Origin of the sequence: Agrobacterium sp. MCAB5 (genome assembly GCF_052114365.1) — a bacterium.
Classification (GTDB): Bacteria; Pseudomonadota; Alphaproteobacteria; order Rhizobiales; family Rhizobiaceae; genus Agrobacterium; species Agrobacterium tumefaciens.
Window position 1 is genome coordinate 160,670 of the sequence record NZ_JBFREP010000009.1, and the last position, 26,323, is coordinate 186,992.

Annotated in this window: 23 protein-coding genes; 4 read left to right on the forward strand and 19 right to left on the reverse strand. The window is 59.2% G+C overall.

The annotated features are described in order from the left end of the window. Positions 1 to 75 precede the first annotated feature (75 nt). Complete coding sequence (locus AB4Z23_RS19650; RefSeq protein ID WP_004431355.1) at positions 76 to 753, forward strand: GntR family transcriptional regulator; 678 nt, start codon at positions 76 to 78, stop codon at positions 751 to 753. Positions 754 to 761: 8 nt separating this feature from the next. Here the strand turns inward: AB4Z23_RS19650 and AB4Z23_RS19655 are convergent, their stop codons facing one another. From AB4Z23_RS19655 to AB4Z23_RS19685, 7 genes are all read right to left on the reverse strand, one after another. After that, a complete protein-coding gene (locus AB4Z23_RS19655; RefSeq protein ID WP_013761068.1) occupies positions 762 to 1,772 on the reverse strand; it encodes an ABC transporter ATP-binding protein in 1,011 nt (336 codons plus the stop codon). Next, positions 1,769 to 2,752 carry an ABC transporter ATP-binding protein gene (locus AB4Z23_RS19660; protein ID WP_004431353.1) on the reverse strand — a complete coding sequence of 328 codons (984 nt, stop codon included), beginning with the start codon at positions 2,750 to 2,752 and terminating at the stop codon, positions 1,769 to 1,771. Before AB4Z23_RS19660 ends, AB4Z23_RS19655 begins: the two co-directional genes overlap by 4 nt. Then, a complete protein-coding gene (locus tag AB4Z23_RS19665; protein ID WP_441360657.1) occupies positions 2,745 to 4,238 on the reverse strand; it encodes an amidohydrolase family protein in 1,494 nt (497 codons plus the stop codon). Before AB4Z23_RS19665 ends, AB4Z23_RS19660 begins: the two co-directional genes overlap by 8 nt. Then, positions 4,238 to 5,431 carry an amidohydrolase family protein gene (locus AB4Z23_RS19670; RefSeq protein WP_019566720.1) on the reverse strand — a complete coding sequence of 398 codons (1,194 nt, stop codon included), beginning with the start codon at positions 5,429 to 5,431 and terminating at the stop codon, positions 4,238 to 4,240. The genes AB4Z23_RS19665 and AB4Z23_RS19670 overlap by 1 nt, the downstream gene beginning before the upstream one ends. Before the next feature lie 5 nt (positions 5,432 to 5,436). Continuing rightward, positions 5,437 to 6,387: an ABC transporter permease gene (locus AB4Z23_RS19675; protein WP_025594911.1), complete on the reverse strand. Its 951-nt coding sequence runs from the start codon at positions 6,385 to 6,387 to the stop codon at positions 5,437 to 5,439. Between the two features lie 18 nt (positions 6,388 to 6,405). Then, complete coding sequence (locus AB4Z23_RS19680) at positions 6,406 to 7,374, reverse strand: ABC transporter permease (protein WP_004431345.1); 969 nt, start codon at positions 7,372 to 7,374, stop codon at positions 6,406 to 6,408. Positions 7,375 to 7,545: 171 nt separating this feature from the next. Then, a complete protein-coding gene (locus AB4Z23_RS19685) occupies positions 7,546 to 9,111 on the reverse strand; it encodes an ABC transporter substrate-binding protein (RefSeq protein ID WP_112152718.1) in 1,566 nt (521 codons plus the stop codon). A 168-nt stretch (positions 9,112 to 9,279) separates the two neighbouring features. Between AB4Z23_RS19685 and AB4Z23_RS19690 the strand changes: the two genes are divergently transcribed. Beyond that, a complete protein-coding gene (locus AB4Z23_RS19690) occupies positions 9,280 to 10,770 on the forward strand; it encodes an amidohydrolase family protein (protein WP_112152719.1) in 1,491 nt (496 codons plus the stop codon). Between the two features lie 244 nt (positions 10,771 to 11,014). Here AB4Z23_RS19690 and AB4Z23_RS19695 read toward each other — a convergent pair whose 3' ends face one another. From AB4Z23_RS19695 to AB4Z23_RS19725, 7 genes are all read right to left on the reverse strand, one after another. Continuing rightward, on the reverse strand, positions 11,015 to 12,079 hold the full coding sequence (locus tag AB4Z23_RS19695; RefSeq protein WP_441360658.1) for a porin: 1,065 nt from the start codon (positions 12,077 to 12,079) through the stop codon (positions 11,015 to 11,017). Positions 12,080 to 12,589: 510 nt separating this feature from the next. After that, positions 12,590 to 14,740 carry a putative bifunctional diguanylate cyclase/phosphodiesterase gene (locus AB4Z23_RS19700; protein ID WP_174066405.1) on the reverse strand — a complete coding sequence of 717 codons (2,151 nt, stop codon included), beginning with the start codon at positions 14,738 to 14,740 and terminating at the stop codon, positions 12,590 to 12,592. 341 nt (positions 14,741 to 15,081) lie between these two features. Beyond that, positions 15,082 to 16,017 (reverse strand): 2-hydroxyacid dehydrogenase, encoded by a 936-nt coding sequence (locus AB4Z23_RS19705; protein ID WP_174066317.1) that lies wholly within the window; start codon positions 16,015 to 16,017, stop codon positions 15,082 to 15,084. A 24-nt stretch (positions 16,018 to 16,041) separates the two neighbouring features. Further along, positions 16,042 to 16,773, reverse strand: coding sequence for an amino acid ABC transporter ATP-binding protein (locus AB4Z23_RS19710; protein ID WP_111801915.1), 732 nt, complete (start codon positions 16,771 to 16,773; stop codon positions 16,042 to 16,044). After that, complete coding sequence (locus AB4Z23_RS19715; RefSeq protein ID WP_003505666.1) at positions 16,754 to 17,413, reverse strand: amino acid ABC transporter permease; 660 nt, start codon at positions 17,411 to 17,413, stop codon at positions 16,754 to 16,756. Before AB4Z23_RS19715 ends, AB4Z23_RS19710 begins: the two co-directional genes overlap by 20 nt. Continuing rightward, entirely contained in the window at positions 17,410 to 18,114 is a 705-nt protein-coding gene (locus tag AB4Z23_RS19720; RefSeq protein WP_004431329.1) for an amino acid ABC transporter permease, read from the reverse strand. The genes AB4Z23_RS19715 and AB4Z23_RS19720 overlap by 4 nt, the downstream gene beginning before the upstream one ends. 66 nt (positions 18,115 to 18,180) lie before the next feature. Continuing rightward, positions 18,181 to 18,984 (reverse strand): transporter substrate-binding domain-containing protein, encoded by an 804-nt coding sequence (locus tag AB4Z23_RS19725; protein ID WP_004431321.1) that lies wholly within the window; start codon positions 18,982 to 18,984, stop codon positions 18,181 to 18,183. 296 nt (positions 18,985 to 19,280) lie between these two features. On the opposite strand from AB4Z23_RS19725, the gene AB4Z23_RS19730 reads away from it, so the two are divergent. Further along, positions 19,281 to 19,601 carry a hypothetical protein gene (locus AB4Z23_RS19730; protein WP_004431319.1) on the forward strand — a complete coding sequence of 107 codons (321 nt, stop codon included), beginning with the start codon at positions 19,281 to 19,283 and terminating at the stop codon, positions 19,599 to 19,601. Positions 19,602 to 19,758: 157 nt separating this feature from the next. Next, on the forward strand, positions 19,759 to 20,781 hold the full coding sequence (locus tag AB4Z23_RS19735) for a LacI family DNA-binding transcriptional regulator (RefSeq protein WP_025594918.1): 1,023 nt from the start codon (positions 19,759 to 19,761) through the stop codon (positions 20,779 to 20,781). Between the two features lie 61 nt (positions 20,782 to 20,842). On the opposite strand, the gene AB4Z23_RS19740 is transcribed toward AB4Z23_RS19735, so the two are convergent. The 5 genes from AB4Z23_RS19740 to AB4Z23_RS19760 form a co-directional block, all read right to left on the reverse strand. Continuing rightward, positions 20,843 to 21,871 carry a trans-3-hydroxy-L-proline dehydratase gene (locus tag AB4Z23_RS19740; RefSeq protein WP_025594919.1) on the reverse strand — a complete coding sequence of 343 codons (1,029 nt, stop codon included), beginning with the start codon at positions 21,869 to 21,871 and terminating at the stop codon, positions 20,843 to 20,845. Between the two features lie 10 nt (positions 21,872 to 21,881). Continuing rightward, positions 21,882 to 23,591 (reverse strand): cis-3-hydroxy-L-proline dehydratase, encoded by a 1,710-nt coding sequence (gene lhpI, locus AB4Z23_RS19745; protein ID WP_112152722.1) that lies wholly within the window; start codon positions 23,589 to 23,591, stop codon positions 21,882 to 21,884. Positions 23,592 to 23,702: 111 nt separating this feature from the next. Beyond that, positions 23,703 to 24,944, reverse strand: coding sequence for an FAD-dependent oxidoreductase (locus AB4Z23_RS19750; RefSeq protein ID WP_112152723.1), 1,242 nt, complete (start codon positions 24,942 to 24,944; stop codon positions 23,703 to 23,705). Then, the gene (locus AB4Z23_RS19755; protein WP_004431309.1) at positions 24,944 to 25,666 is read right to left on the reverse strand and encodes an amino acid ABC transporter ATP-binding protein; all 723 of its coding nucleotides are present in this window, start codon (positions 25,664 to 25,666) and stop codon (positions 24,944 to 24,946) included. Before AB4Z23_RS19755 ends, AB4Z23_RS19750 begins: the two co-directional genes overlap by 1 nt. Beyond that, the gene (locus tag AB4Z23_RS19760) at positions 25,659 to 26,312 is read right to left on the reverse strand and encodes an amino acid ABC transporter permease (RefSeq protein WP_004431304.1); all 654 of its coding nucleotides are present in this window, start codon (positions 26,310 to 26,312) and stop codon (positions 25,659 to 25,661) included. The genes AB4Z23_RS19755 and AB4Z23_RS19760 overlap by 8 nt, the downstream gene beginning before the upstream one ends. Positions 26,313 to 26,323 lie beyond the last annotated feature (11 nt).

Here is a 26,323-nt window from a genome sequence, read left to right on the forward strand (position 1 = left end):
AACCAAAACCCTGTTGAAACAGTTGACTTTTTCGGCGGCATCACGCTTTTCTAACCCTAATGGAGAGCGAACAAAATGACCGAGCAGAACGGCCAGTCCACACAGCAAATTGTCGAGAAAGTCTGGCTGTCCATCGCTGAGCGGCGGCTGCGTCCCGGCGTGCAGCTGAAGGAAGAACAACTGGCGACAATTTTCAGTGTCAGCCGTGCACGTATCCGTCAGGCCCTGTCCGTTCTGGAGCGCGACGGTCTCGTCACCATCGTTCCCAATCGCGGCGCCTTCGTTTCGAAACCATCGGTCGAAGAAGCCAGAGACGTGTTTTTCGTGCGTCGCACCGTGGAGCAATGTGTCGTTGAACGTCTGTGCAAATCGGCCACCAAGGCCGATCTGAAACGGCTTCGCGACCATGTCGCCAAGGAGCGTGTGGCCAATGCTCACAACATCACCACCGATATCATCAAGCTCTCCGGCGGGTTCCATCTGCTGCTTGCGGAAACGGCCGGTTCCGATTTCCTGTTCACCACCATGCGCGACCTCATTTCGCGTTCCTCCCTCATCACCGCCGTTTACCGCAACACCGACCGCTTCAATTGCGGACCGGACGAGCATGCGGAAATCGTCGATGCGATTGCCAATAACGACCCGGCGAAAGCCACGCATCTGATGACCCACCATCTGGAACATGTGGAAGCGGAACTCGATCTTAGCGAAATCCGCGACCTTTCCCACGATCTGCGCGCCGCACTCGCCTGACCCGACGGTCAGACGAGTTCTCTTTCCTTCACAACCCGCTCTTCTTCGTCCGCCACCAGATGGCAGGCGACACGTGTGCCGCCGACAAGCGTGCGCACCTTTGGCACCTCCGCCGAACAGCGCGCCGTTGCAAGCGGGCAACGCGGATGAAACGTGCATCCCGATGGCGGTTTGAGCGGGCTTGGAACTTCACCGGCAACCAGTTCCCGGTCACGGCGCGGCGCGTCGATATTGGGAATGGTCTGCAGCAGAAGCTGGGTATAGGGGTGACGCGGGCGGGCGAACAGCTCCTCCGTGTCGCCCTCCTCCACGATGCGGCCAAGATACATGACCGCGATGCGATCCGACATGTGGCGAACCACGCTCATGTCATGGCTGATGAACAGGTAGGTCAGCCCCAACTCGTCCTGGAGGCGTCGCATCAGGTTCAGCACCTGCGCCTGCACCGATACATCGAGTGCCGATGTCGGCTCGTCACAGACCAGAAACTCGGGCTCACTTGCCAAAGCGCGAGCAATGGAGATGCGCTGACGCTGGCCGCCTGAAAATTCATGCGGAAACTTTTCGCCGTCCGAAGCAGACAGACCAACCGTCAGCAACAGTTCCTCCACCCGTTCCATGGTCTCGGCCCGGGTCGCACGAAGTTTCAGTTCGCGGATGGGTTCGGCAATTATATTCTTCACCCGCCAGCGCGGATTGAGCGAGGCATAGGGATCCTGAAAGATCATCTGCGCCGAAAGCGGTGTATCCTTGCGACCCTTGGCGAAGTGGAAATCACCCGCGCTTGGCCGGAACAGCCCGGTCACCAGACGGGCAACCGTGGACTTGCCGCAGCCGCTTTCCCCTACGATGCTGAGACAGCCGCCCGCCGGAACCGTAAAATCGATGTCGTTTACGGCCTGGACGAATTGCCGGGGCTTGCGCTCAATGATCCGGTTGAGCCATGGGGCAGAGACATCGAAGGTCTTGGTGAGGCCCTTGACCGTCAATGCGGGTGTTCTTTGAACGGGCGTGTTCATGCTGTACCTCCTGCATTCATCCAGCAAGCGCTGGCGCCATCACCCACCGCTTCCAGTTCCGGCCGCTCGCGAAGACAGCGCGGTCCTGAGAACCCGCAGCGCGGATTGAAGGCGCATCCGGGCGGGATGGCGTCGAGACGCGGCATGGCCCCGTCGATCTGGTTGAGCCGTTCCACTCGCGCGCCGAGCGAAGGAATGGAGGCCATCAGGCCCTGCGTATAGGGGTGCCTAGGCGCATGGAGAACCTGCTCAACCGGCCCCACCTCTATCAACCTGCCGGCATAAAGCACGGCAACGCGGTCGGCTGCCTCGGCAATGACGCCCATATCATGCGTAACCAGCATGACAGCCGTCTGCTTTTCCTTGCAGAGCTTGCGCAGCAGCGAGATGATCTGCGCCTGGATCGACACGTCAAGCGCCGTCGTCGGTTCATCGGCGATGATCAGTTTCGGCGACGCAGCAAGTGCGAGCGCTATGACGACGCGCTGGCGCATACCACCGGAGAATTGATGCGGATGGTGATCGACGCGCTCTTCCGGAGATGGAATACCGACATCACGCAAAAGCTGGACTGCGCGTGCCTTTGCATCCCTTTTCGAAAGCGGCAGATGTTGGCGGATTGTCTCCACAAGCTGCGCGCCAACCGTGAACAGCGGATTGAGTGAGGTGAGCGGATCCTGAAAGATCGCGCCGATTTCTCGGCCACGGATGCTTTCCATAGCCCTGTCATCGAGTTGATCGATACGACGCGACCCAAGCCATATTTCGCCATCCGCGATGCGGCCCGGTTTTTCGAGCAGGCCCTGTATCGCAAGGCCGGTCATGGATTTTCCGGCACCGGACTCCCCGACCACACCGAGGATTTCGCCGGGGCGGATGGAAAGGCTGATATCCGAAAGTGCCGTCACCGTTCCCCGGCGGCCAGGGAACTCGACTTTCAAATTGCGGACATCGATAACCGACTGGTTCATGTCATCCATTGGTATTCACCTCCACCGGGTAGCTCGGGGGGAAGATTTCCGAAACGGGCGGATTGGCCCAGCTTCGCTCGGGATATTTCGCGATCAGCCCATCGAACTGTGCCTGCGCCTGAATGCGGGCGCTCGCCATGTCGATGTTCGCGACCTGTCTTTCCCGCATGGAGAGACGGCCATCGACAAACACGGCGCGCGTGATTTTGCCCGAACCGCCGGTGACAATCGTCGTGATCGGATCGAGGCTCGGTGCCATGACCGTGTCATCCAGACCGAAGACCGCGATATCGGCGCGCGCACCCCTGGAAAGATGCCCGAGATCGGAGCGACCCAGCGCCCGTGCGCCGCCGAGTGTGGCGGCGTCGAACAGATCGGCCGAGCGGATCTTATCTGGAGCACCGTCATTGATGCGGCAGGTGATGAGACCGACAAGCAGGTTCATCAGCATGTCGGCGGGCGCCGTATCGGTGCCCATCGCAATGCTTATTCCAAGCTGCCGGCACGCGGAGAAGGACGACAGCGTACTGCCGCTTCTGGCCGACACCAGCGGACAGTGGACGATGGACACGCCGTTTTCCGCATAGAGCGCCAGATCTTCCTGCGTCGCATTGGTGGCGTGCGGCGCGATAAGGCGGTCGCTTAGCAGGCCTGCCTTGGCGAGCCATACCGGCGCGGTTGAGCCATGCAGCTTGCGAACCGTGTCAACTTCCATGGTGCCCTGCGCCATATGCAGCCGGAATTTGCAGCCGAGATCACGGGCGGCCGCATCGGTTCTTTCGAGCAGGGTGAGCGTCGATGTTTCAACCCTATCAGGTGCGAGAAGGCCGCGGACGAGGTCGCCGTGTCTTCCGGTCTGCCGTTCGATGAACGACACTGCTTCCTTCAGCCCCTGAAGACCTCGTTCCTCATCGAACACGGGCACCATGCGTCCCGGCTCTTCCAGCACCATGCCGCCGGAGCGGAAGGCGGGGCTGAGATAGACCCGGAGACCAAGTTCGCCGGCAGCATCGGCCGCAGCTTCGAATTCAGCGACCGTTTCTCCCCATTCACGATAAAACAGCGAGGCAATGGGTGCCGCCGTGGTGATGCCGTTGAGGAGAAGCTGGCCAAAGGCGAAATGTTTCTGGAAGGCAAGCTCATCCTCGGAATACATCTCGTAAGGACCGGCCTCGACATAGGAGCGCGGCCAGACACGGCCCTTCGCCCAGCCGGGGTGATTGTCGATCCCCAAAATAGTCGTATCGAAATCGGAAAGCGCATCGAGGTCGATCAGGCCGGGGCTGATCAGGGCATTGCCGAAATCGACGCGGCGCGCGACCTCGCCCGGAAAGCCATGGCCGACAAAAAGGATTTCGCCGTTCTCGAAAACCACTTCGCCGTTTTTCAACAGCCGGTGAGACCCGTCCTTATGACCGACCACCCAGCTCGCGGTGAGCAGCGTGCGACCGGAGGGGCGTTCACCGAGAGCGATAGACTGTAGCGGATTGTTCATCATGGCGCCTCCACCACCGCCTTGCCGCCTCTGGCGGTCACGCGTCCGCCCTTTACGACCAGCGGCCGCGGCGCGACATCGACAACGGCATGGGCCAATGTTTCGCCCGTCAGCAGCGTGAAGTCTGCGGCACAGCCAACCTCAAGACCGTAATCCTTGAGGCCCATGACATCGGCACCGCCCTGCGAGACGACATGGAGGACATGCGCAAGCTCGATATCCGAGCGCAAGCCGTTCTTCATGCCGATGATCTTGGCCCGGTCGAGCATATCCGGCTGGCCCCAAGGTCCCCAGGTATCGCGAATGCCGTCACAACCGCCGCCAACGCGAACGCCGGCTTCCTTCAGCCGCATGACCGACGGCACGGTTGCCGAGGGCGCGCCTGTCGTCAGGATCGCCACATCGAGCCGGGCGATTTCATCGATCAGCTTGCCGACCCTGATGTAATCATTCATGCCCAGCGCAAAGGCGTGGCTGATTGCGACCTTGCCTTCCATGCCATTGGCACGAATACGCTCGAAGATCAGCTCCATCGTGAAGGCGCCGAGATCGGCAGCCTCATGCAGATGAATGTCGATCGGCACGCCGTGCCTGACCGCGAGTTGAAAGAGAATATCGAGCTGGCCTTTGGGATCGCGATCGATGCCGCAGGGATCGATGCCGCCAAGGACTTCGCAACCCTGTTTCAGGGCCTCGTCCAGCAACTCCACCGTGCCGGGCATGACCATGACGCCGGACTGCGGAAAGGCGACAACCTCGATGTCGATGATACCTTTCAGCTTCTCACGTGTTTCCCATATGCCTTCGACAAGCTTCAGGCCGTGGGTCGGATCGATATCCACATGGCTGCGGATATGCGTGCCGCCGTTTGCAGCAAGGCCGATGGCGTGGCGCATGGACTGGCGGTGCGGATCGATACCGATCTGGCTGCGGTTCTCGCGCTCGAAATCGATCCGTCCGCGCAGGATGGCGGCACGGTTGTTCTCATGCCAGGGCATGCCCCATGTCGTCTTGTCGAGATGGGTGTGTGCATCGATGAGACCGGGCGCGACGATTGCACCGTTGCCATCCTCGACCGCCATGCCGGGTTCGGCTTCGAATTTTCCAAAACCGGCAATCTTTCCCTGTCTTACCAGAATATCGCAGGTGTCGCCCGCCATGGGCCTGACGTTGCGGAGCAGAAGATCGTACATGGAACTCACCTCAGTTTCGGATTGAGCGCATCGCGCAGCCAGTCACCCAGAAGGTTGACGGTGACGACGAGCAGGCAGAGCTGGAAAACGGGAAACAACACGATCCACCAGGAACCGGAAAACAGGAACTGGTTGCCGATGCGGATCAGCGTTCCGAGCGACGGCTGGCTGGGTGGCATGCCGATGCCGAGGAACGACAACGTCGCTTCAGTCAGGATCGCCATGCCGAAGTTGAGCGTGGCGGCAACCATGATCGGCGTCAGCGTATTGGGCAGAATATGGTTTGCCATGATGCGGCGCGCGGGAACGCCGATCAGCTTCGCCGCCTGCACATAGTCCTTGCCGGTTTCGACAATCGCCTGGGCACGCACGGTGCGCGCATATTGCACCCAGGCGGAAAGCGCGATGGCGAGAATGAGCACGGCAGACGCGCCGACCTCGCGAAGATTGTCCGGAAGCATCTGTCTGACGACCGTGGAGACGAGAATTGCCACCAGAATTGTCGGAATGGAGAGCGTGATATCGCCGATGCGCATCAGGAGATTATCGGCAAAACCGCCAAAATAACCGGCCACAAGCCCGGCAGTCATGCCGATGACCAGGGAAAGCGCCACCGAGGCGACACCGATGACGATCGATATGCGCGTGCCGTAGAGGATAGCGGAGAGCATATCGCGCCCTTGCGTATCCGTGCCGAGCAGAAAGGGCCATTCGCCGCCCTCCTGCCACACCGGCGGCAGTTCGGCCTTCCACATGTCGAGCGAAGCGCCGTCATAAGGGTTCTGCGGTGCGATCAGGGGCGCGAAAACGGCGGCGAGGATGAGGACTGCAAGGATCAGCGCGCTGATCTTGGCCGATCTGCTGTGGCTGAACGACCAGTAGAGATCGCTGTTGCGTATGCGCTTGATGAGCGACGGGCGGGCAGGTTTTGCCGTTTGCGGAAGGTCTGTGGCCATGAAACCGGCTCCCTTCGGTTAGCGCGCAGTGCGCAGACGCGGATCGATCACCGCATAGGCAATGTCGACGAACGTGTTGAGGACAACGAAGATGAAGGAAATGATGCAGAGATAGGCCGCCATGACGGGGATATCGAGAAACGTCACCGCCTGTATGAACAGCATGCCCATGCCCGGCCACTGAAACACCGTCTCGGTGATGAGCGCAAAAGCGATGAGCGAACCGACATTCATCGTCGTCAGCGTCACAACAGGCATAAGACAGTTGCGCAGCGCATGGCGGAAATAAATGCGCCAGCGGGGAATGCCGCGTGCACGGGCGAACTTCACGAAATCGGACCGCAGCACCTCCAGCATCTCAGCGCGGACCAGACGCATGACGAGCGTGATCTGGTAAAGCGAGAGCGCGATGGCAGGCAGAATGAGTGCGGCACGCCCCGATGAGGTGAGCAGGCCGGTGGACCACCAGCCGAGCTGCACGACATCACCGCGACCAAAGGCCGGCGCCCAGCCGAGGCTGACCGAAAAGACAAGAATAAGCAGAATACCGACAACGAAGCTTGGCAGCGAGACGCCGACAATCGACAGGAATTGCAGGCCCTCCGTATACCACTTTCCGCGCCTGATCGCCGTCAGCACCCCGAGCGGCAGGCCGACGACAAGTGATATGATCGTGGCCACCAGAACCAGTTCCAGCGTGGCAGGAAACCGCTCCGCGATCAGCGGCAGCACCTGCTGGCCGTTGCGATAGGAAACGCCGAAATTGCCCTGGGCGGCATCTTTGACAAACCGCAGATATTGCGTTGGCAGACTGTCATTAAGACCAAGACGCTCACGCAAGGCGGCGCGATCTTCCTGCGATGTCTGCTCCCCCACCATCAGCTCGACGGGGTCTCCGGCAAGCCTGAAAATGAGAAATGCAATAAGCGCGACGGAAAGCATGACCAGAATGGCATTTCCCATACGCTTGATGATGAAAACCAGCATTGTAACCTCTCGGATGCAAACCCGTGGCCAAAAGGCAGGCAGGTTTGCCCATTTTTGCAAGAGACGGGGTACGGGCCGCATGCGCCCGTAACATTGTCAACAATTGCACCGGCAGCGGAGCATTCAGGGAGGCGTTCAGCGAAATGCCCAATGCCTCCCTGATAGTCCGGATTACTTGCCGACCTGCGTCAGCCAGTGGCGCGGCTTGTTGTCGGCGCGGAAATCAACGCTCTTGACCTTTCCGAGCATGGCCCAGGCGATGGGCTGCTGGTGCAGCGGAACAAGCATCGTCTCGTCCTTGGCGATTTTCAATGCAGCTTCTTCAAGCGCGAGACGCTTGGTATTGTCCTGCTCGTGTGCTGCCTGATCCACCAGCTTGTCGATCTCGGGGTTAGACCAGCCGCCATAGTTGGATACGCCCATCGCGCCCTTGCGGGTCGACAGGATCTGCGACAGGAACGAGAAGGCATCGAGCGTGGGCTCGTTCGCCCAGCTAAGGTTGAAGACATCGGCCTTGCCACCATTGCGCTTGGGAGACTGCACCGAACGCGGGGCGATGTCGATTGTCGGCTGGAAACCGCCGCGTTTGAGCATGTTGGCAACGCCTGAGCAGATGTCTTCCTCGTTGATGCTTTCGTCATTCATGCAGGTATAGGTGAATGCAAGGTTCTTCATCCCCGCATCGGCAAGCAGCTTCTGCGCCTTTGCCGGATCGGCAGGCTGGTAGGTATCAAGCGACTTGGCGTAACCCGCAATCTCAGGCGCAATAAGCGAGCCGGACGGTCTTGCAAGATCGCGCATGACCTTCTTGTTGATGAGATCACGATCGATCGACGCCTCGAATGCCTGGCGAACGCGAAGATCGTTGAACGGGTTGGGCTTGCCGTCTTCCAGCTTTTCGCGGCGATTGAAGCCGATGAACAGCGTGCGCAGCTCGGTGCGCTTCTTCACCGTGATGTTCGGCGAGGATTCCAGACGCGGCAGATCCTGGATCGGCGCGGAATCGATCAGGTCGATTTCGCCGGAGAGCAAAGCTGCAACGCGGGTTGCGGCCGAGGCAATCGGCACGAATTCGATGCGATCGAGGTTGTGTTTTTTCTGATCCCACCAGGAATCGTTGGCGACAAGAACCGTTTTGCTATCGGGAACGCGGCTCTCAAGCTTGAACGGGCCGGTGCCGTTGGTGTGCATCGTCGTGTAGCCATCGACCTTGGAAGCGAAGTCGGTCGGCTTTTCGCTGTTGTTATCTTTCAACCACTTGGCATTGAAGATGAAGATATTGGTAATGTCGTTGAGGAAAAGCGAGGTGGGCGCGGTGACGTTCAGATCGACGGTGTAATCATCGACCTTCTTCACACCGGCGAAAACCGGAATATTGCCGCGCAATGGTGAGGTGGCATCCGAAGCGCGCGTGAAAGATGCAACGACATCGTCAGCGGTAAACTCAGCACCGTCGTGGAACTTCACACCTTTGCGCAGGGTAAAACGCCATGTTTTTTCATCAACAAGTTTCCACTCCGTCGCAAGCGCCGGCTCAATCTTGAAGTCCGGCCCGTAACGCACCAACCCTTCATAGATATGATTTAGGAAGGCAAGGTTGGAGGTGGAAGGCACCGAATACGGATCAAGCGAGTAAAGATCCGCGCGGCCGCCCCAACGCAAGGTTTCTGCGTGTGCGGGAACGGCAATGGCGGCGGCGGCCATGGCGGCCAGAACGAAACTTCTAATTCGGGACATTTGATCCCCCCTTTTTATAAATCATTGGATAGCCGGCAGACCTACCGGCCGGACAAGGCGGAGTATTGTTTCGCACAGCCGTATTGTCAATAATATTGTTGACAATTATCGTATCCAAAATCGCGAGGTTCTGGATACAAGCTGCACTTCAATGAGGGAGAGGACGAAATGGGGAATTTTCTGCTGCTGCACGGCACGATGGTGACGGTGGATCGTGAAAGACACATCATCGAGGATTGTGGCCTTGCCATTCAGGGCGACCGTATTGTCGACATCGGTACAGCAGCGGAACTGGCGCCACGTCACACCGACAAGCAGATCATAGATTGCCGGGGAAAACTCATCATTCCCGGCCTCATTGACGCCCATGGCCATGCTGGGCACGCGCTGATCCGCAGCATTGCGGCCGACACCAACGCCATGTGGATGAAGGTCGTGACGCCGACCTACTATCACTACGTCACACGCGATTACTGGTATGCGGACGGCCTGGTCTCCGGCATCGAGCGGCTTCGCGCCGGCGTGACGACAGGTGCCAGCATCATCACCTCGATGCCACGCGCCGACGACCCCGTCTTTGCCATCAACCACGCCCGCGCTTATGACGAGATCGGGCTTCGTGAAATCATCTGCGTTGGACCTTCCGGCCTGCCCTGGCCGCACCCGGTGACCCGATGGGAAAGCGGCTCTCCGGAGCGCCGAAATGTAAGCTTCGAGGAAATGATCGAAGGCAGCGAAGCCACGATCGACGCCCTGAACGGAACGGCAGACGGACGCATCAGTGTTTTTCTGACACCCTTTACCATCGTTCCCTCGGTGGAACCCTCCAACGCTTCAAGCCCCGACCAGGCGGTGAAACTGACGGAAAACGACCGCATGCAGGCGCGCCGAATACGCGAGACGGCCCGGAAAATGGGCGTCAGGCTGCATTCGGATGCATTTGCGGGACAAATTCGCATGGCGTTTCAGGATAAGGAAAATGCGCTTCTCGGCCCGGATATCCACCTCCAGCACTGCTGGGGCATCTCGCACGAAGAGATCGACATTCTGGCGGAAACCGGCACGCGCGTGACCCACGCCCCGCCGGGCCGCTCAACGCCGATCATGGAAATGATGTCCAAGGGGATTCGAGTCGCCATCACCACCGATGGCGCAGCACCCAGCCGTCACTTCGATATGCTCCAGACCGCCCGTCTGGCGCAATTCACGCAGCACCTGCTGCACAATCACGATCGCTACCTTTTGCCGCCGGGCAAGATATTCGAAATGATCACCATCGACGCCGCCCATGCCATCGGCATGGAAAATGAAATCGGTTCGCTCGAAATTGGCAAAAAGGCGGATGTCGTCATCATCGATATGCGTAAACCGCATCTGATGCCAATGTGGATGCCGGTGCACCGTCTTGTGCATCAGGTTCTGGGAAGCGACGTCGATACCGTTTTCGTTGATGGCAAGATGCTGATGGAAAACAGCCGGGTTCTGACGACCGACGTCGATGCGGCTCTCTCCTTTGGACAGGAAGAGGCACTGGCGCTTGCCGCCCGCGCGGGTCTTGAAGCGCATATGCATGATCCGGGCTGGGGCCGTTTGCTGCGAACCTTCGAAGAGCCAGTGCACCCTCCCCAGCCGCCGGTACCAATGTCTGGCGAGCGATAGCGCAACCTGATCTCCAGGACCGGCAACCCGCCAACCCAGCGACCCGCCCGCAAATGCCCGCAACGACATTGTTGACAAAAATCTGCCGGAACCTTTCTCAAAACAAAATCTCCCCGGCCTGGAGGGGTCCGGGGAGCAAACCTGACGTCATGTCAGGAACTTTGACTGGAGCTAGCACTCACCCGCTCAAGAGCGGGGTGGATCTGAGTCATCTAACCCGGTTTAGGCTTTTTTCTTATGGCTATTAGAACGCGCGCTGCAGGCGAACGAAACCGGTCCAGCTGTCGCCGCCGCCATTAACACCCTTGGTGCCGTCGACGTCCTGATAGGTAACCGATGCCAGCGTGGAAAGACCGGAGGTGATCTTGTAGCCAGCAGCAACGCCAGCGCGCCATGCGTCACGATTGCCAACGAAGTCGTTGTTAGCACCGATATCGATCGTACCGAAGTACTGGAAGCCGGGGGTGATGGTCAGCTTGTCAGTTGCCTTGATTGCGTATTCAGCGGCAACGGACCATTCGGATTCTTCGTAGTAGTAGTTGGCGCCGGAAGCCCATACGCCGGAGAGGCCAAGGGTGCCCGGACCGATGTCAGCCGTGACGATTGCACGGACTGCACCGTTTTCCTGGTTGGTGTCGTAAGCGCCGAGCAGGTTGGCCTTAACGCCGCCGAACTTCCCGCCGATGATGGCGCTGACGCCGACATCGTTCGTGTTGGTCTTGAACTTGCCGCCCTTTGAAACGCCAAGCTCAGACGTGCCCTTGCGCGAGCCTTCCAGCTCTTCAGCCGCGGCACCAACGTAGAAGGAGCCGGCGTCGTAGGTGTAACGGATGGCGTTCAGACGGGTGCGGTTGGAGCTGAGCAGGTCATACTCACCAGAGAGACCGTCATCCCACCAGTTGTAGTAGAAACCGACCTTCAGGCCGCTGAGTTCGATGAAAGCCTGATCGAGAACGACGTTACGGTCAGTGTCGTTGTCGGCCTGGCCGCGCAGACCGATGTAGCCGCGCAGAGCGCCGAGCTCGGTGTCGGTGCGGGTGTCGACGTTAAACTGGGCGCGCGTGAACGAATCCCAGTCGGAAGTGCCGGACTGGTTACGACCGAAGTCGGTCTGGAAACGAACGTAACCGTCGAACTTCAGGCAAGTTTCGGTGCCGGGGATGTAGAAGAAGCCGGTGCCGAAGGCGTCGCAGACGCGAATATATTCCATGGGCTCGGGCTCGGCAGCGACGATAGCGTCAGCGGCCTGTGCGCCGGATACTGCTGCGAGAGCGGCAGCGGAGCCGATGAGGAGGCTCTTGATGTTCATTTTTAATCTCCAGTCAAAAATTTTTCAACAAATGCGCAAAACTGAGGGCTGGTCTTTTCCCTGCCGCCCGCTTCTCTGCGCTGATTCAGCAAATGGCAGAAATTACGGGAGACTCGCAATTCAAATCTAAAGAATACAAATACACTTAGAGCATACATTCAAATCACGTAGTAAAATTACAACAAATTAATAGCTTAATATATAATATATGAATGTTTTATTTGATGATTTCGATATTTATTACTTAGTTATAGCACAAATTAGTTCTAATATTTTTGAATTATAATACTAGAACAAACTTGCGCCCAATCCCGCAATCGCTTGGGAAAGGCATCAAGTTTCATGAATGAAGATGAGGGGATGCGGGCTTTTGATGCCGCGTGGGGTCGCAAGAAGGGTGATATAGCCGCACTCCCTCCCGACGCCACTATGCGGCAAAGACAGCGCAACGTGCCTTCCGCCAATTCGCGCCCGGCGAATCCGGTTAGAGGCCGGCCACCGAGGTGGGAATTATTGCATGTCGTTCGATAGACCAGCGGGGAAAGTCATCATATTCCCCAACATTGCCTCGATCGCATCCGCCTGCACCGGGCGGCTGAAGTAATAACCCTGCCCATAGGGGCAGCCGGCAGCGCGCAGAAACGCTGCCTGCTCGCCGGTCTCGACGCCCTCGGCAATGACATCGATGCCCAGAGACCCCGCAAGCTGGATCATGATGGAGACGATGGCGCTGTCCTTGGTTTTTTCCGGCAGATGGGTGAGGAACGACCGATCTATCTTCATGCACGACAGGGGGAAGGTCTTGAGCATGCCGAGACAGGAATAACCGATGCCGAAATCATCCAGTGCCAGGCTGACGCCCATCTCCTTGATGACGCGCATGATCCGCACGGATGTTTCCACATCCTGAATGATGAGGGTTTCGGTGATCTCAATTTCCAAGAGAGACGGTGCAAGGCCGGATTGCGTGAGCGCAGACCTGATCTGCTCCACAAGGCCGCCCTGAAATTGCCTGGGTGAAATATTGACCGCCATTTTGACGGGCGGCAGCCCGGCATTGCACCATGCCTGCGCCTGAAGGCAGGCTTTCTTCAGAACGCTTTCCCCAAGTTCCACGATGAGGCCGGTTTCTTCCGCAAGGCCGATGAATTCCGCGGGGCCGAGCAGACCTTCCACCGGGTGCTGCCAGCGCACCAGCGCCTCCACGCCGCTGATGCGACCGGTCAGAAGGTCGACCTGCGGCTGATAGTGTAGAACGAACTCGTCCCTTTCCACCGCCTTGCGCAATTCCTCGATGCGGGTGAACTTCTTCCTCAGATCATCCGCCATGCGCGGCGTGAAGGTTGCAATGCCATCTCGCCCGCTATGCTTGGCCTCATACATCGCAAGATCGGCCGCAGCGACAATTTCCGCCGTGGTTTCCCCGTGCTCCGGGAAAAATGCCATGCCAATGCTGCATGTGACCTTGATATCGTAGTTGCCGAGGCGCAGCGGCTGCGAGACCGCAGCCCGGATATGTTGCAGGCGGCTTTCGAAATCGTCCTTGTGCTTATGCAGAATGATGACGAACTCATCCCCGCCCACCCGCAGCACCAGATCGTTTCGACCGAGACTGCGCGAGATGCGCTCAGCCGTTTTGGACAACAAAGCATCGCCAACGCTGTGGCCGAGCGTATCGTTGATCTGCTTGAAATTATCGAGATCGAGAAAGCCGATGCCGACATGCCGCTTCGCTTTTGCCGATGCTGCCAGTATCTCCGGCAATCTCGTATCCAGAAAGCGGCGATTGGGCAGTCGTGTCAGCATGTCGTGATCGGCAAGAAACGCGATATGTTCCGCCGCCCGTTTGCGATCGATCGCAAGACCCGCCATGCGCGCGGCGGCGGCGATGAACTCCAAAAGCCCCGCATCCGGTGTCCGGCCCGCCAACATGCACCAGACGAAACCGTGCGCATTGCCTTCGCTGGCGGGAATATCGAAACTGAAGGCCACATTACCGGCGGGATAGGTCAGGCTTTCGGGATCGCTGACGCTGGAGATGAGTGCTGTCACCCCCGCATGCTGTGAAAGCGCCGGTGAGGCATAGACCGAGGGTTCGCCGGCCGCGGCATCGAATACGCGAACAGCGCAGGCAAGACCCGTAGCGAGGTTTTCGATGGCTTTCACGAATTCTTCGAGAAAATCCTCGATACGCGCCGCCCCAACAATCATTTCGAGAATATGCGCCTGCGCCTGAAGCAGTCGCTCCGAGGCCTTCTTCTGGGTAATATCTCTGGATGCACCGACCACACCGATGATCGCGCCGTTCTTGTCCTTAAGCGGCACGCGCGACATCATCAGCCAGCGGTCGATATCGCCGCGCATTGCGCGTTCCTCAAAACCGAGATCCGGCTCTCCCGTGCGCATCACCCGCGCCTCGGTCTCTGGAATGCCGGCACGCTGCGCCGCATCGCCGTTAATATCGTAATCGGTGAGACCGATCAGTTCCTCGACTGTGTCGAAGCCGTTTTCGGTGACGATGGCACGGTTGGCGAAGAGAAAGCGGCCTTCCAGGTCCTTGGCATAGATGAAATCCGGCACATGATCGATCATCGCTTCAAGCAGCGCATGCCGGTCGGATGGCGGCGCATCGGACTTCGTCCGCGGCGGCCGGTTCTGCAAGCGTGACTTCGGGCCTTTGGAACGCAACTATCCGCCTCGTTACTGTATAAGGAAGCAGAATAGTAGGATTATACATATTATATAAATATGAACGGCGGCGGGGGATTGAAGCGAAATGGCGCGACAAATACCGCGCGATCAGATTGTCGGCAAAGGCAAAACCTCTCCTGCAACATACCGGCCTTGAGCCGGCATTGAGCCACGGCGCATCTGCGCCGTGAAACAAGCTTTTCCCATTCAATACTTCATAGCACTGAACCGTGAGCTGCAGGACTTCGTAGTCAATCTCATGCAACTGCAACGGCTGCAGCGCTTGACTGCAACCGTCAATTGCTTATCCATCACACGACAGGTGTGGGGAGCTCTTTACCGGCAAAATGCGCGTCGAGATTGGCGAGAACCAGATCGGCCATGGCGCGCCGGGTCTGGTGCGTGCCGCTGCCGATATGCGGCGCGAGCGTGACGTTTTCGAAGGCGAAAAGCGCCTCCGGCACACGTGGCTCATCCTCAAAGACGTCAAGCGCTGCGCCACCGATCGTGCCACTCGAAAGCGCCTCGACCAGTGCCTTTTCATCCACAAGCGAACCACGCGCCACGTTGACGAGCACACCCTGGGGACCGAGAGCCTTCAGCACATCCGCATTGACGATATGGCGCGTTTCGGCGGTGGCGGCGGCGGCGATGATCAGCACGTCGCAATTGGCGGCCAGCGCCTCGATGCTGTCGTGATAATCATAGGGAACATCGCGACGGTTTCTGGCGGTGTAGGAAATACGCGCATCAAAGCCTTCCAGCCTTTTGGCGATCGCCTGACCGATGCGGCCAAGGCCAAAAATGCCGTAGCGGCGGCCGGCCACACGGGTGGAAAGACCCATATCACCCTTCAGCCACTGCCCCGTGCGCACATGCTGGTCAGCCTGCGGCAGCTTGCGCGCCTGCGCCAGAACAAGACCGAGCGCGAGGTCAGCGACATCCGCCGTCAGAACATCCGGTGTGTTGGAAACGCGGAAACCGCGTCGCTTGGCTTCCGCCAAATCCACCTTGTCGAAACCGACGCCGTTGATGGCGACGATCTCGAGATTGGGGAGTGCGGCACCAATATCCGCCGGCAGGCCGATATGGCCACCGGTGACGACGCCGCGGATTGCAGCACCCTTTTCAGAAAGGAACGCCGCCTTGTCTGCCGCCTCAAACAGGCGATGAACAGTGAAGCGCTGCGCGAGTTCTTGTTCCAGTGCCGGGATCAGCGGGCACAGTTGTACGATTTCAGTAGTCATGGATATGTCCTTGTGGATCAGGCGCTATTTCACATCGGCCTTGACGAATTGCCGGAGTTCCGGTGTTTGCGGATTGGCGAAGAGTTCTGCCGAGCGGCCCTGTTCCCAGATCTTACCCTTGTGCATGAAGATGGTTTCGGTCGCCACACGGCGTGCAAAGGCCATTTCATGGGTAACAAGGATCATGGTCATGCCACCCTTGGCGAGGTTTTCCATGACCGTCAGCACTTCCTCCGTCAGTTCGGGATCGAGTGCAGAGGTAACCTCGTCGAACAGCATCACCTTCGGCCGCATGGCAAGCGAACGGGCAATCGCCACGCGCTGCTGCTGGCCGCCGGAAAGCTGGTCGGGATAGGAATCGAATTTCTCCGACAGGCCGACGAGTTGCAGAACCTCGCGGGCAATTTCCTTCGTTTCCGACTTTGCCACGTCCTTTACGATGCGCGGAGCGAGCATGATGTTTTCGCCCACCGTCAGATGCGGGAAAAGATTGTAGCTCTGGAACACGATGCCGACATCGGTGCGCAGCTTGCGCAGCGCTGTGGCATCTCCGCCCAGCGCATGGCCGGCAATTTCGATGCGGCCCGAATTGATCTTCTCCAACCCGTTCATGCAGCGCAGCAGCGTGCTCTTGCCCGAGCCGGAGCGGCCGATGAGGGCGAAAACTTCACCACGGCCGACCGTCAGCGACACGCCTTTGAGGACTTCCAGAGCGCCAAAGCTCTTGTGAACGTTTTCAACGATTACTTCCGGCATGAAGCCTCCTTTCCAGCCAACGAGACAGCTGGGACAACGGGTAGCAGACGATGAAATAAAGCACGGCCACCGCGACGAAGACGCGGAACGGCTGGAACGTGGCATTGTTGATAAGCTGCCCCGCTCTCGCCAGTTCGACGAAACCGATGATCGATGCGATGGACGTATTCTTGACGACCTGAACGGCAAAACCGACGGTCGGCGGCAGGGAAATGCGGATCGCCTGCGGCAGGATGACGTAGCGATATTGCTGGGCGCGGGTGAGAGCCAGCGACTCCGACGCCTCCCATTGCTGCTTCGGCACCGCCTGGATGCAGCCGCGCCAGATTTCGGCGAGATAACCCGACGTATAGATCGTCATCGATGCGCCGGCAGCAATCAGTGGCGGCAGTTCAAGTCCGGCAAGGCTTAGGCCGTAATAGGACAGGAACAGGATCATCAGCACCGGAATGCCCTGGATGACCTGGATATAGGTGCCGGCAGCGATACGCAGCGCCTTCAGATCCGAGGTGCGGGCAAGCGCCACGAAGAAACCGACGAGGCCGCCGCCGATGAGCGCAATGATCGTCAGAAGCACGGTCCATTGCAGGGCGGTGAGCAGGAAGCCGAATTCGTTCCAGCCGAAAGTTCTGAGTGTCATGACTGCACCTCCGGCAAGGCGGTCATCGTCTTGCGCGCCACGCGGCGGCCGAACAGCCACATGCCGACAAGGGCAAGGATGAGCCGCAGGCTGAGCGCCAGCGCAAGATAGATGAGCGTGACGACGATATAGACCTCGAAGGAGCGATAGGTCTGCGATTCCACGAAGGCAGCGGCGGCCGCAAGCTCATGGGTGGAGATGGCCGAACATATGCTCGATGCCAGCATCATCAGCACGAACTGGCTGCACAGCGAAGGATAGACCTTGGCGATGGCAGGCACGATGATGACGTGACGATAGATCTGATATTTGGTGAAGCCCAGAGCCTCGCCCGCCTCGATCTGCGACTTGTGAACCGCCTCGATGCCGGCGCGGATGATTTCCGTGGAATAGGCGGCAAGATTGATCGTCATGCCGATCAGAGCTGCCGTATCGGCTCCAACGCGAAAGCCGAGCCCCGGCAGACCGAAATAGACGATGAAAAGCTGCACAAGAAATGGCGTGTTGCGGATCACCTCAACATAGCCGTCCACGATGATGCGGACGATACCGCCATTGATGGAACGCAGCGAGGCTAAAAGAATGCCGAAAGCGCAACCGAGCACGATGGAGAGGACCGATAGCTTGATCGTCAGCCATATGCCGCTCAACAATTCGTTCTGATATTGGGCAAGCGCGCCGAATTGAAATGTATAGGACATGCGTCACTCCGTGGACATTTCCCGGCCCGCCGGAATTTCTCCCGGCGGGCGCGTTGAATGGCTCAATCAGAAGCTAGGCAGTTGCGGCAGCGGACGGCCGGTCCACTTCACCGAGATGCGGTCGAGATCGCCCGACATCTTCATGAGATAGATGGAGGTGTTCAGCCACTGACGCAGCTCGAAATCCTCAATCTTCGTCGCCATGGAATTGCCCTGCTGGAAGAAGGTGAAACCGACCTGCAGACCGGCTTCCGGACGCTGTTTGATGATCGCCTCACCAACAGTAGACGGCAGGGCGACGGCATCCACCTGACCGGCAAGCAGAGCCTGGGCGCTGGTGGAATCGTCTTCGTAGACGACGATTTCGAGACCTTCGACATTGGCCTTGCGCAGCGCGGTTTCCTGCGAGGAACCGCGATTGACCGAAACGCGCTTGCCCTTGAGGCTGTCGAGATTTTCGAATTTCTGGTCCTTGCCGGAGATGATGTCCATGTTGAAGGCGCTGTAGGGCTGCGTGAACATGACGGTCTTGGCGCGTTCACCGGTCGGGGCGAGCGTCGCGACAAGGAAATCGACCTTGCCGGTCTGGAGCGCCGGAATGCGGGCCGGCGGCGTCAGCGGCACCAGCTCGACCGGCAGCGACAGGTAAGAGCCGATCAGATTGGCGACATCAACGTCGTATCCGGAAGGATTGCCCTTCTCGTCCACCATACCCATCGGCGGCGCGCCGGTGAGAACGCCGATTTTGACCTTGCCGCGCGCGGTGATCTCGCTGAGCGAGACGGCATGGGCCGAGGTGGTGGCGGCTAGCGTTGCTGCGGCAACACCGACTGCGACGGTCATGTTCTTCAAAAATCTGGAAATGCTCATGGTTTCTCCTCCAACCCTTTATTTGCCGTCCGCACGGGAACAGCGGCCTTTGCGCAAACCAAAAAATGTTCTCGATAACATTTCAACCCGATTTGCAAAAAACTCCTCCCAAGAATACGCGAAGATCCAAAACTGTTAGAATTCCCTATGAAATTCAATGATTTTGGCTGGCTATCGATTTTCCTCTGGTCGACACCATTTCGCGTTCTTGGCAGGATCAATAATGCATGTTATCGGTATCATTGCAAGTCCGATCTACAGAACTGTTGCATCGGGCATTCATTCGGGAGGGAACCATGTATACACGCTCGGCAATTTTTGAAGGCAAGATCCACGCCGGTCGGGAGGAGGAGTTTTTCCGCATTGTCGAGGAAAAGCTTCTGCCGGTCTGGAAACGCATGCCGAACGCGCAGGCCGTGCGCGTCATGCGCACCGAGCGTACGGACCCGGACGCGGCGGCCATCATTATGGTGCAGGAAATCGACTATCCGTCGATTGAGGCTGTGGAAGAAGCGCTGGTTTCGCCTGTTAGACTGGAAGGCCGGGTGCTGACGGACGAGATGATGAGCATGTGCGACGGGCGTTTCTATCACCTCGTCTACCGTCGCATCGCATAAATCCGGTGCACGCCGCACCGATCTGCAATCATGCGGCGTGCTTTCCCTTGATATCTTCGTGTATGTCTTGTCCTGAACCGGTTCTAATTCAGGGAGACATGCTTTGGTGGAGCGCACGCCCTTGGCCGCAGCGTTAGTCACGTCAAAAAAAGCAACCATGAGCGACGTCTCGAAACTCGCGGGCGTCTCCAAGATGACCGTTTCGCGGGTGCTGGCCGATCCGGCGCTGGTGTCTGAGGACACGCGCCAGAAGGTGATGAAGGCCATCGAGAAGCTGGGCTATGTTCCAGATAGAATCGCCGGTTCGCTGTCTTCCCGGCGCACCAATTTCATCACAGCCATCCTGCCGACGCTCACCAACTCCAACTTCGCCGACAGCGCACAGGGGCTCGCCAATGCTCTGCGCGCCGCCGACTATCAACTGCTGATCGGCTATACCATGTACGATCTCCAGGAGGAGGAGCGCGTCATCCGCACCATGATGGAGCGCCGGCCAGACGCCATAGTCGTTGCCGGAACGGTGCATACCAAGATGGCGAGCGAAGTTTTGATGCGCGCCGGCATCCCAATTGTGGAAATCTGGGACGTTCCCGAACATCCCATCGACCACGCGGTCGGCTTTTCCAACTATGAAGTGGGAAGAAACGCCGCCAAATATTTAATATCGCTTGGATTTAAGAGAATTGGCGCACTGGGATCGCGTGCGGATGGCGATGTGAAGGACTGGCGCGGCGAAAGCCGTCTGCTCGGTTTTGGTGCTGCACTTCGCGAAGCCGGCATTGCCGACGACCTCATCATCCGCGAGGGCAGCGCCCCAGTCTCCTACGACCATGGGGCCAAAACGCTCGGCTCATTGCTGGCGAAGGCGCCGGATGTCGAAGGTATTTTCGCGGTCTCCGATATTTCCGCCGTCGGCGCACTGATGGAGTGTCATCGTCGCGGCATTCATGTGCCCGAACAGATTTCCATCCTCGGCTTCGGCGATTTCGACATCGGCCGGCAATGTTATCCAGCGATTTCAACGATCCGTGTAGACGCCCAGATGATCGGCCGCAAAGCGGGCGAATTGCTGCTTTCCATATTGGAAGCGGAAAAAGGCGCTGCCGTTCCCGAAGGCGCGCGGGTGGATGTCGGGTTCGAGTTGATCGTGCGCGAGACGACGAAGCGGGTGGGAGGGTGAGGCGTTCCCTCCCTCATCCCTGTGCTGGTCACAGGGATGAGGGAAGTACGGTGTATCGTCCTTATCGAGCGCCCCAAGTGTCCGTCAGACGATATCCTTCCGGCCATGGATCGGAAGGATCAAGCATGTGCTGGTGAATGCCGGTGATCCAGCCGCGGCCGGATATTTCCGGCAGGATGGCCGGGCGGTCGCCCACCGTTGTCGTTCCCAGAATGCGACCGGTAAAGGTGGAGCCGATGAGCGACACGGCCGTCAGCGTCTGGCCTTCTTTCATCTCACCGCGTGCATGCAGCACCGCCATGCGCGCCGAAAGCGCCGTACCGGTCGGTGAGCGATCCACCTTGCCAGGCTGGATGGCGACGGCGGCACCCGCCCGCAGGCCCTCAGCGGTGCGCTCCACCTTGCCCGCAAACAGGCAGAAGGAAAAATGACGCCAATCCGGGTTTTCGGGATGCTCGAAACCCAGAGCCTTGTTGGCCGCATTGGTGATGCGCACGCCGAGACGGGCAATCTCGTGCGCTTCATCCGGCTTCAGGCTGAAGCCCATCGCCTCGGCGTCGACGATGACGAAACTGTCGCCGCCATAGGCCGTATCCACCTTCAACGTACCGAGACCCTCGACCTCGAGTTCTACATCGAGCTTCGCGGCAAAGCTCGGCAGGTTCTGCACAAAAATGCGTTCGGCCTTGCCATTGCGGCATTCGGCACGCACCTTCACAAGCCCGCCCGGCGCTTCAAGCAGCATATGGGTTTCCGGCTCCTGCATTGGCACGATACCGCCATCCAGAAGCACGGTGGAAACACAGATGGAGTTGGAGCCCGACATGGGCGGGGTATCTTCCGGCTCCATGATGATGAAGGCAGCATCCGCGTCAGGATGTTTTGGCGGCACCAGAAGATTGACGTGGCGGAACACGCCACCGCGCGGCTCGTTGAGCACGAAATTGCGCAGGGTCTCATCGCGGGCGATGAAACGGCTCTGTTCCCAGATCGTCTCGCCCGGCGGCGGCCTGACGCCGCCCACGATCACATCACCCACCTCGCCTTCCGCATGGGCGGAGATGACGTGAACTGTCTTGATACTGCGCATTTAGTGCTCCTCAGGAAAGCCAGGATGGAAGACGGGAAATAGCACGGCCGGTCAGTGCGCTTTCAACACAGTCGGCAAGGCTGCCGAAACGCACCGCGCGGCCGCTGAGGCCAGGACCGTAGTGGGCGTACTTGCCCGAATTGGTCATCAGCGCGCGCGTCCTGGTCGGAAAGACCGGTTCGGAAATCGAGCACCAGCACAGATCAGGCAGTACCTGGACGCCACTGTCCTGCAGGCTTTGCAGGGTGCCGTCCCGTTCTGCTGCGTCGATGACCTGCTGTCCGGCAGTGACGATGACGGCAACATTTGCATGACGCCTGCGTCCGTTGAAGGCGGACGCCAGCGCGCGGCATTCCTCCAGCGAGGCATGCGGGCTGCCGATGGCAACCAGTTGCACATCCTCTGGTCCCTCATTCAGAAGCGACCAGCCTGCGGCCATATCAGCAAGCGAAACTGTGACGGTTTCCGCCGTCTCGAGCGGCTCCAGTCCCGCTTCCGGGGTGACGCCCTCGATATGCAGCATGGGAGCCGCAGACGTGGTGCCGAAAGCGGCGCAGAGCGCCTTCAGATCATCCCGCGAAGGCTTTGCTACGCCAAGACCGCGCAGAAGCGGAATGCAATCGGGGGCTGCCTTGCCAGCGAGATAACCGATGAGCGGCCAGAAGGCGTCATTGATATCCTCAGGCAAAGCGACATCGACAATGCGTTGCGGTCGGCGGTTTTCCTCAAGATAGACGCCGGACAATGGCGCCCTGCCCGTCAAGGCAATGCAGAGATCGAGAAAATCCGGATGTTTAGCCGTGCGTGCGCCGAGAACCGTATTTGCGAAAATCACGGCATTCGATTCGGCCCAGGCGATCATGTCGCCGGCCTGCGGCGCGCTGTCGAGCAGATATGGCGAACAGGTGAAGGTGGGGCGACAGCCCATGCGTACATAGGCATCTGCCAGCCTTGCAGCGGGATCGCCGAAATCCTCCGGCACGCCCTGCGCGCGCCAATGCGCCTTGTCCACCGAGATGGCGTTCATGGTCGTCGGCACGCGCACGCTTGCGCCCATCTCCGCCATCTTCTCTGCAAAGGTGAGATTGGCGGGGCTGGCATAGATGCAGCCGTCAATATGACCCTGCGTGACATCGACGAGCGCTGACGCCCCCTGCTGGGCGGCCATGGCGACAATGATGCGCATGGCCTGCTGCACGGCAATGCCGTCGCGGCCCTCGACCATTGCCCTGTCGTCATTCTTGAGATCGAGATGCGTCGTCGCAGGCGGCGCGATCGCGAGGGAAACGCCATCAGCCTCAATGGTATTTTCATCGATACGCACATGAGAGGCTTGGGAGAACCGCGCGAAATTCTCCGCGTCCAGGCGCAGCACCGGCAAACGCTTGCCGAACATTTCCGCAGCGATCAGCGCGCCGAGCGTCAGCACGTCTTCGGCCTCGCAGAAGACAAGCGCTGAGGGTGCGCGGCCCGTCAGGATGAGATCGAGCAAAACGCCAGAACCGGTGCAGGAGCCACGGCTTGACGGCATGAACAGCACACCGCCGGTGAGACAGACGCCGTGCAGCGGGTGGTGCACGTCAATCACCTTGCCGGTGGCGGGATCGACACCGCCCCAGAAACTCAGCGCCTCAGTCGTGGCAATCACCACGCCTTCAGCCGCGCCCGGCAGGATGCTGCGCGCCTGAGGAACGGCTGTTGTCGAACCGGAAGAAGACATCGAAAATCTCCCCAAAAGCATTTCCAGTAAAAGTGCGTAGCGGTTTTACGTCTGGAAAATGCGTAAAAAAAACTAGAGAATTTTTGCGTTTCGGAGAAAAGCCAAAATCCTCTAGAAACGTTGTGGCGAAAATGCCCTTGTATCGATGGCGGTTTTTTGCCCCGTCAGTAGATCGGCGACGATGCGGGCCGTGCCGGCCGATTGCGTCAGCCCCAGATGGCCGTGGCCGAAGGCATAGACCACCCGCGCCGTGTGGCGCGCCGCACCAATCGCGGGCAGGCTGTCGGGCAGCGAGGGGCGAAAACCCATCCATTGTTTGCCGCCTTCGGTTTTCAGGCCTGGCAGAAAACTTGCCGCCTTGGCGAGAAGCGCCTCGGAGCGGGCGAAATTGGCCGAAAGCTCGAGCCCGCCCAGCTCCACTGCACCGCCGACGCGAATGCCGGTCGAAAGCCGCGTGACGACGAAACCATGGCCACCGAAGGTCACCTGCGTGCGCAGATCGAAGGCGCCTGAAGGCAGGGTGGTATTATACCCCCGTTCCGTTTCCAGCGGAATTTTTTCCCCAAGCGAACGGGCAATGCGATGCGAAAACGCGCCCGCCGCCAATACCACCTTGCCGGCCTTGCGGGTGCGCCCATCATGGCTCACCACTTCCACACCGTCTTCCAGCGGCCTGAGCGCTGCGATGTCGAGACGTTCGATACGACCGCCGATGCTGCGGAAATGCTCGGCAAGAGCCAGCGTATAGAGCTTCGGGTCGGCAATGGAATGCCAGCCGGGCGTGAAGGTGCCGCAGGTGAAACGCGGTGCGATGCCCGGCTGTATCTCGGCCATCTGCTCGGCATTGAGGTGCCGGAACTCGATGCCATGACGCTCGCGCGCCTTCCAGCCGGCAAGCGAGCCTTCGAATTCGGCTTCGCTTTCATAGACCTGGAGATTGCCCTCCTTGCGCAGCATGGCAATCGTGTCGGTTCTCCTGAGAAACGGCTCAAGTTCAGATTTCGACAGGTCCATCAGCGCCGTCTGGGCGGCGGTGGAATGTTCAACCTTCGAGGCGGCACAGGCGCGCCAGAACCGAAACATCCATGGTGCAATCTTCAGCGCATAGGCAGGCGGGACGCTGAGCGGCCCGAGCGGGTCGAGAAGCCACTTCGGCGCTTTCCAGAGAATGCCGGGGGATGCGAGCGGCAGGATATCGGTGAAGGCGAAGGCACCGGCGTTACCGGCGGAAGCGCCGGCCGCCGGGCCTTCGCGATCGATAACCGTGACCGAAAGGCCGCGTCCCTGCGCGGCAATAGCTGCCGAGAGGCCGACAACGCCGGCCCCTATGACGATGACATTGTTTGCAGACATTACCGCACGCTCGACAGGAATTTCTGCGTCTCGGGGTGCTGCGGCGCGCCGAAAAGCTGATCCGGCGTGCCGATTTCCGCCATCACGCCCTGGTGGAAAAAGGCGACACGGTTCGACACATCGCGGGCGAAGGCCATTTCATGGGTGACGCAGATCATCGTCATGCCCTCGTCGGCCAGCATTTTCAGCGTATCGAGCACTTCGCCCACCAGCATCGGATCGAGCGCTGAGGTGACTTCGTCGAACAGCATATATTCCGGCGACATGGCAAGAGCGCGGGCAATAGCCATACGCTGCTGCTGACCGCCAGACATGCGGTTCGGATAGACCTTCAGCTTTTCGGCAAGACCGACATGGGTCAGTTGCTTGACCGCGATTTCCTCGGCCTGCTCTTTCGAAATTCCAAGCACCTTGCGCGGCGCCAGCATGACGTTTTCGAGCACCGTCAGATGCGGAAAGGCGTTCCATTGCTGGAAGACGATGCCGACCTTGCGACGCAGCTTGTTGAGGTCGGTCGATTTGGCATGCACCTCGGTGCCGTCGATGACGATCTTGCCGCTATCGATCGGCTCCAGGCCGTTGATGCAGGTCAGCAGTGTCGACTTGCCGGAGCCGGAACCACCGATGATAGTGACGACCTCGCCGTTGTTGACGGTCAGGTTGATCCCTTTCAGAACCTCCAGCGGGCCGAAGGATTTGCGGACGTTTTCGATCTCAATCATTGGGGGACCACCGTCTTTCGAGATACCCGCCGAAACGGGCGATGGGGAAGCTGATAAGGAAATAGATGGCGCCGCAGATCATGAGAATGGTCAGCGGTTCCTGCAGGCGGGTGACGAGGATCTGCGAGGCACGCAGAAGCTCGATAAGTCCGAGCCACAGCACGAGCGCCGAATCCTTCATGACGCCGAGTGTCAGGCCGATCCAGGCGGGCAACGACACGCGAGTTGCAAGCGGCAGCACGATGTAGCGCATGTCCTGCGACCAGGTCATGCCGAGTGAACGGCAGGCGCGGCGCGTGTTCGACGGCACCGCTTCGATGCCGCCACGCACGATCTCGGTGCAGTAGGCCGCCGTATAAAGCGACAGAACCACGCATGAGGTGGTAAATGGCGGCCAGCCGAGCTTGGCGATCGACTGGAAGGCATTGCCAAGGACCAGCTGGATGAGGAGCGGCACGGAGCGGAAAACATCCAGCACGAAGGTCAGCGGCAGCGACCAATAGGCCCCGAGCTGGAAGCGGATGACACCGAAGATGATCCCCATGAGGGTGCCAGCCGTCACGGCAACGGCGGTGACGGCAAGCGTCATCCCCGCGCCCTTGGCAAGGAAGGCGAGATCACTCCAGGTGAGAGCGGTTTCAAACATGGCGCACCTCT

Bases quoted from the DNA above. Each gene is read 5' to 3' on its own strand.
- AB4Z23_RS19650 (WP_004431355.1), top strand. From the start codon at position 76: ATGACCGAGCAGAACGGCCAGTCCACACAGCAAATTGTCGAGAAAGTC.
- AB4Z23_RS19655 (WP_013761068.1), bottom strand. From the start codon at position 1,772: ATGAACACGCCCGTTCAAAGAACACCCGCATTGACGGTCAAGGGCCTC.
- AB4Z23_RS19660 (WP_004431353.1), bottom strand. From the start codon at position 2,752: ATGGATGACATGAACCAGTCGGTTATCGATGTCCGCAATTTGAAAGTC.
- AB4Z23_RS19665 (WP_441360657.1), bottom strand. From the start codon at position 4,238: ATGAACAATCCGCTACAGTCTATCGCTCTCGGTGAACGCCCCTCCGGT.
- AB4Z23_RS19670 (WP_019566720.1), bottom strand. From the start codon at position 5,431: ATGTACGATCTTCTGCTCCGCAACGTCAGGCCCATGGCGGGCGACACC.
- AB4Z23_RS19675 (WP_025594911.1), bottom strand. From the start codon at position 6,387: ATGGCCACAGACCTTCCGCAAACGGCAAAACCTGCCCGCCCGTCGCTC.
- AB4Z23_RS19680 (WP_004431345.1), bottom strand. From the start codon at position 7,374: ATGCTGGTTTTCATCATCAAGCGTATGGGAAATGCCATTCTGGTCATG.
- AB4Z23_RS19685 (WP_112152718.1), bottom strand. From the start codon at position 9,111: ATGTCCCGAATTAGAAGTTTCGTTCTGGCCGCCATGGCCGCCGCCGCC.
- AB4Z23_RS19690 (WP_112152719.1), top strand. From the start codon at position 9,280: ATGGGGAATTTTCTGCTGCTGCACGGCACGATGGTGACGGTGGATCGT.
- AB4Z23_RS19695 (WP_441360658.1), bottom strand. From the start codon at position 12,079: ATGAACATCAAGAGCCTCCTCATCGGCTCCGCTGCCGCTCTCGCAGCA.
- AB4Z23_RS19705 (WP_174066317.1), bottom strand. From the start codon at position 16,017: ATGACTACTGAAATCGTACAACTGTGCCCGCTGATCCCGGCACTGGAA.
- AB4Z23_RS19710 (WP_111801915.1), bottom strand. From the start codon at position 16,773: ATGCCGGAAGTAATCGTTGAAAACGTTCACAAGAGCTTTGGCGCTCTG.
- AB4Z23_RS19715 (WP_003505666.1), bottom strand. From the start codon at position 17,413: ATGACACTCAGAACTTTCGGCTGGAACGAATTCGGCTTCCTGCTCACC.
- AB4Z23_RS19720 (WP_004431329.1), bottom strand. From the start codon at position 18,114: ATGTCCTATACATTTCAATTCGGCGCGCTTGCCCAATATCAGAACGAA.
- AB4Z23_RS19725 (WP_004431321.1), bottom strand. From the start codon at position 18,984: ATGAGCATTTCCAGATTTTTGAAGAACATGACCGTCGCAGTCGGTGTT.
- AB4Z23_RS19730 (WP_004431319.1), top strand. From the start codon at position 19,281: ATGTATACACGCTCGGCAATTTTTGAAGGCAAGATCCACGCCGGTCGG.
- AB4Z23_RS19735 (WP_025594918.1), top strand. From the start codon at position 19,759: ATGAGCGACGTCTCGAAACTCGCGGGCGTCTCCAAGATGACCGTTTCG.
- AB4Z23_RS19740 (WP_025594919.1), bottom strand. From the start codon at position 21,871: ATGCGCAGTATCAAGACAGTTCACGTCATCTCCGCCCATGCGGAAGGC.
- lhpI (WP_112152722.1), bottom strand. From the start codon at position 23,591: ATGTCTTCTTCCGGTTCGACAACAGCCGTTCCTCAGGCGCGCAGCATC.
- AB4Z23_RS19750 (WP_112152723.1), bottom strand. From the start codon at position 24,944: ATGTCTGCAAACAATGTCATCGTCATAGGGGCCGGCGTTGTCGGCCTC.
- AB4Z23_RS19755 (WP_004431309.1), bottom strand. From the start codon at position 25,666: ATGATTGAGATCGAAAACGTCCGCAAATCCTTCGGCCCGCTGGAGGTT.
- AB4Z23_RS19760 (WP_004431304.1), bottom strand. From the start codon at position 26,312: ATGTTTGAAACCGCTCTCACCTGGAGTGATCTCGCCTTCCTTGCCAAG.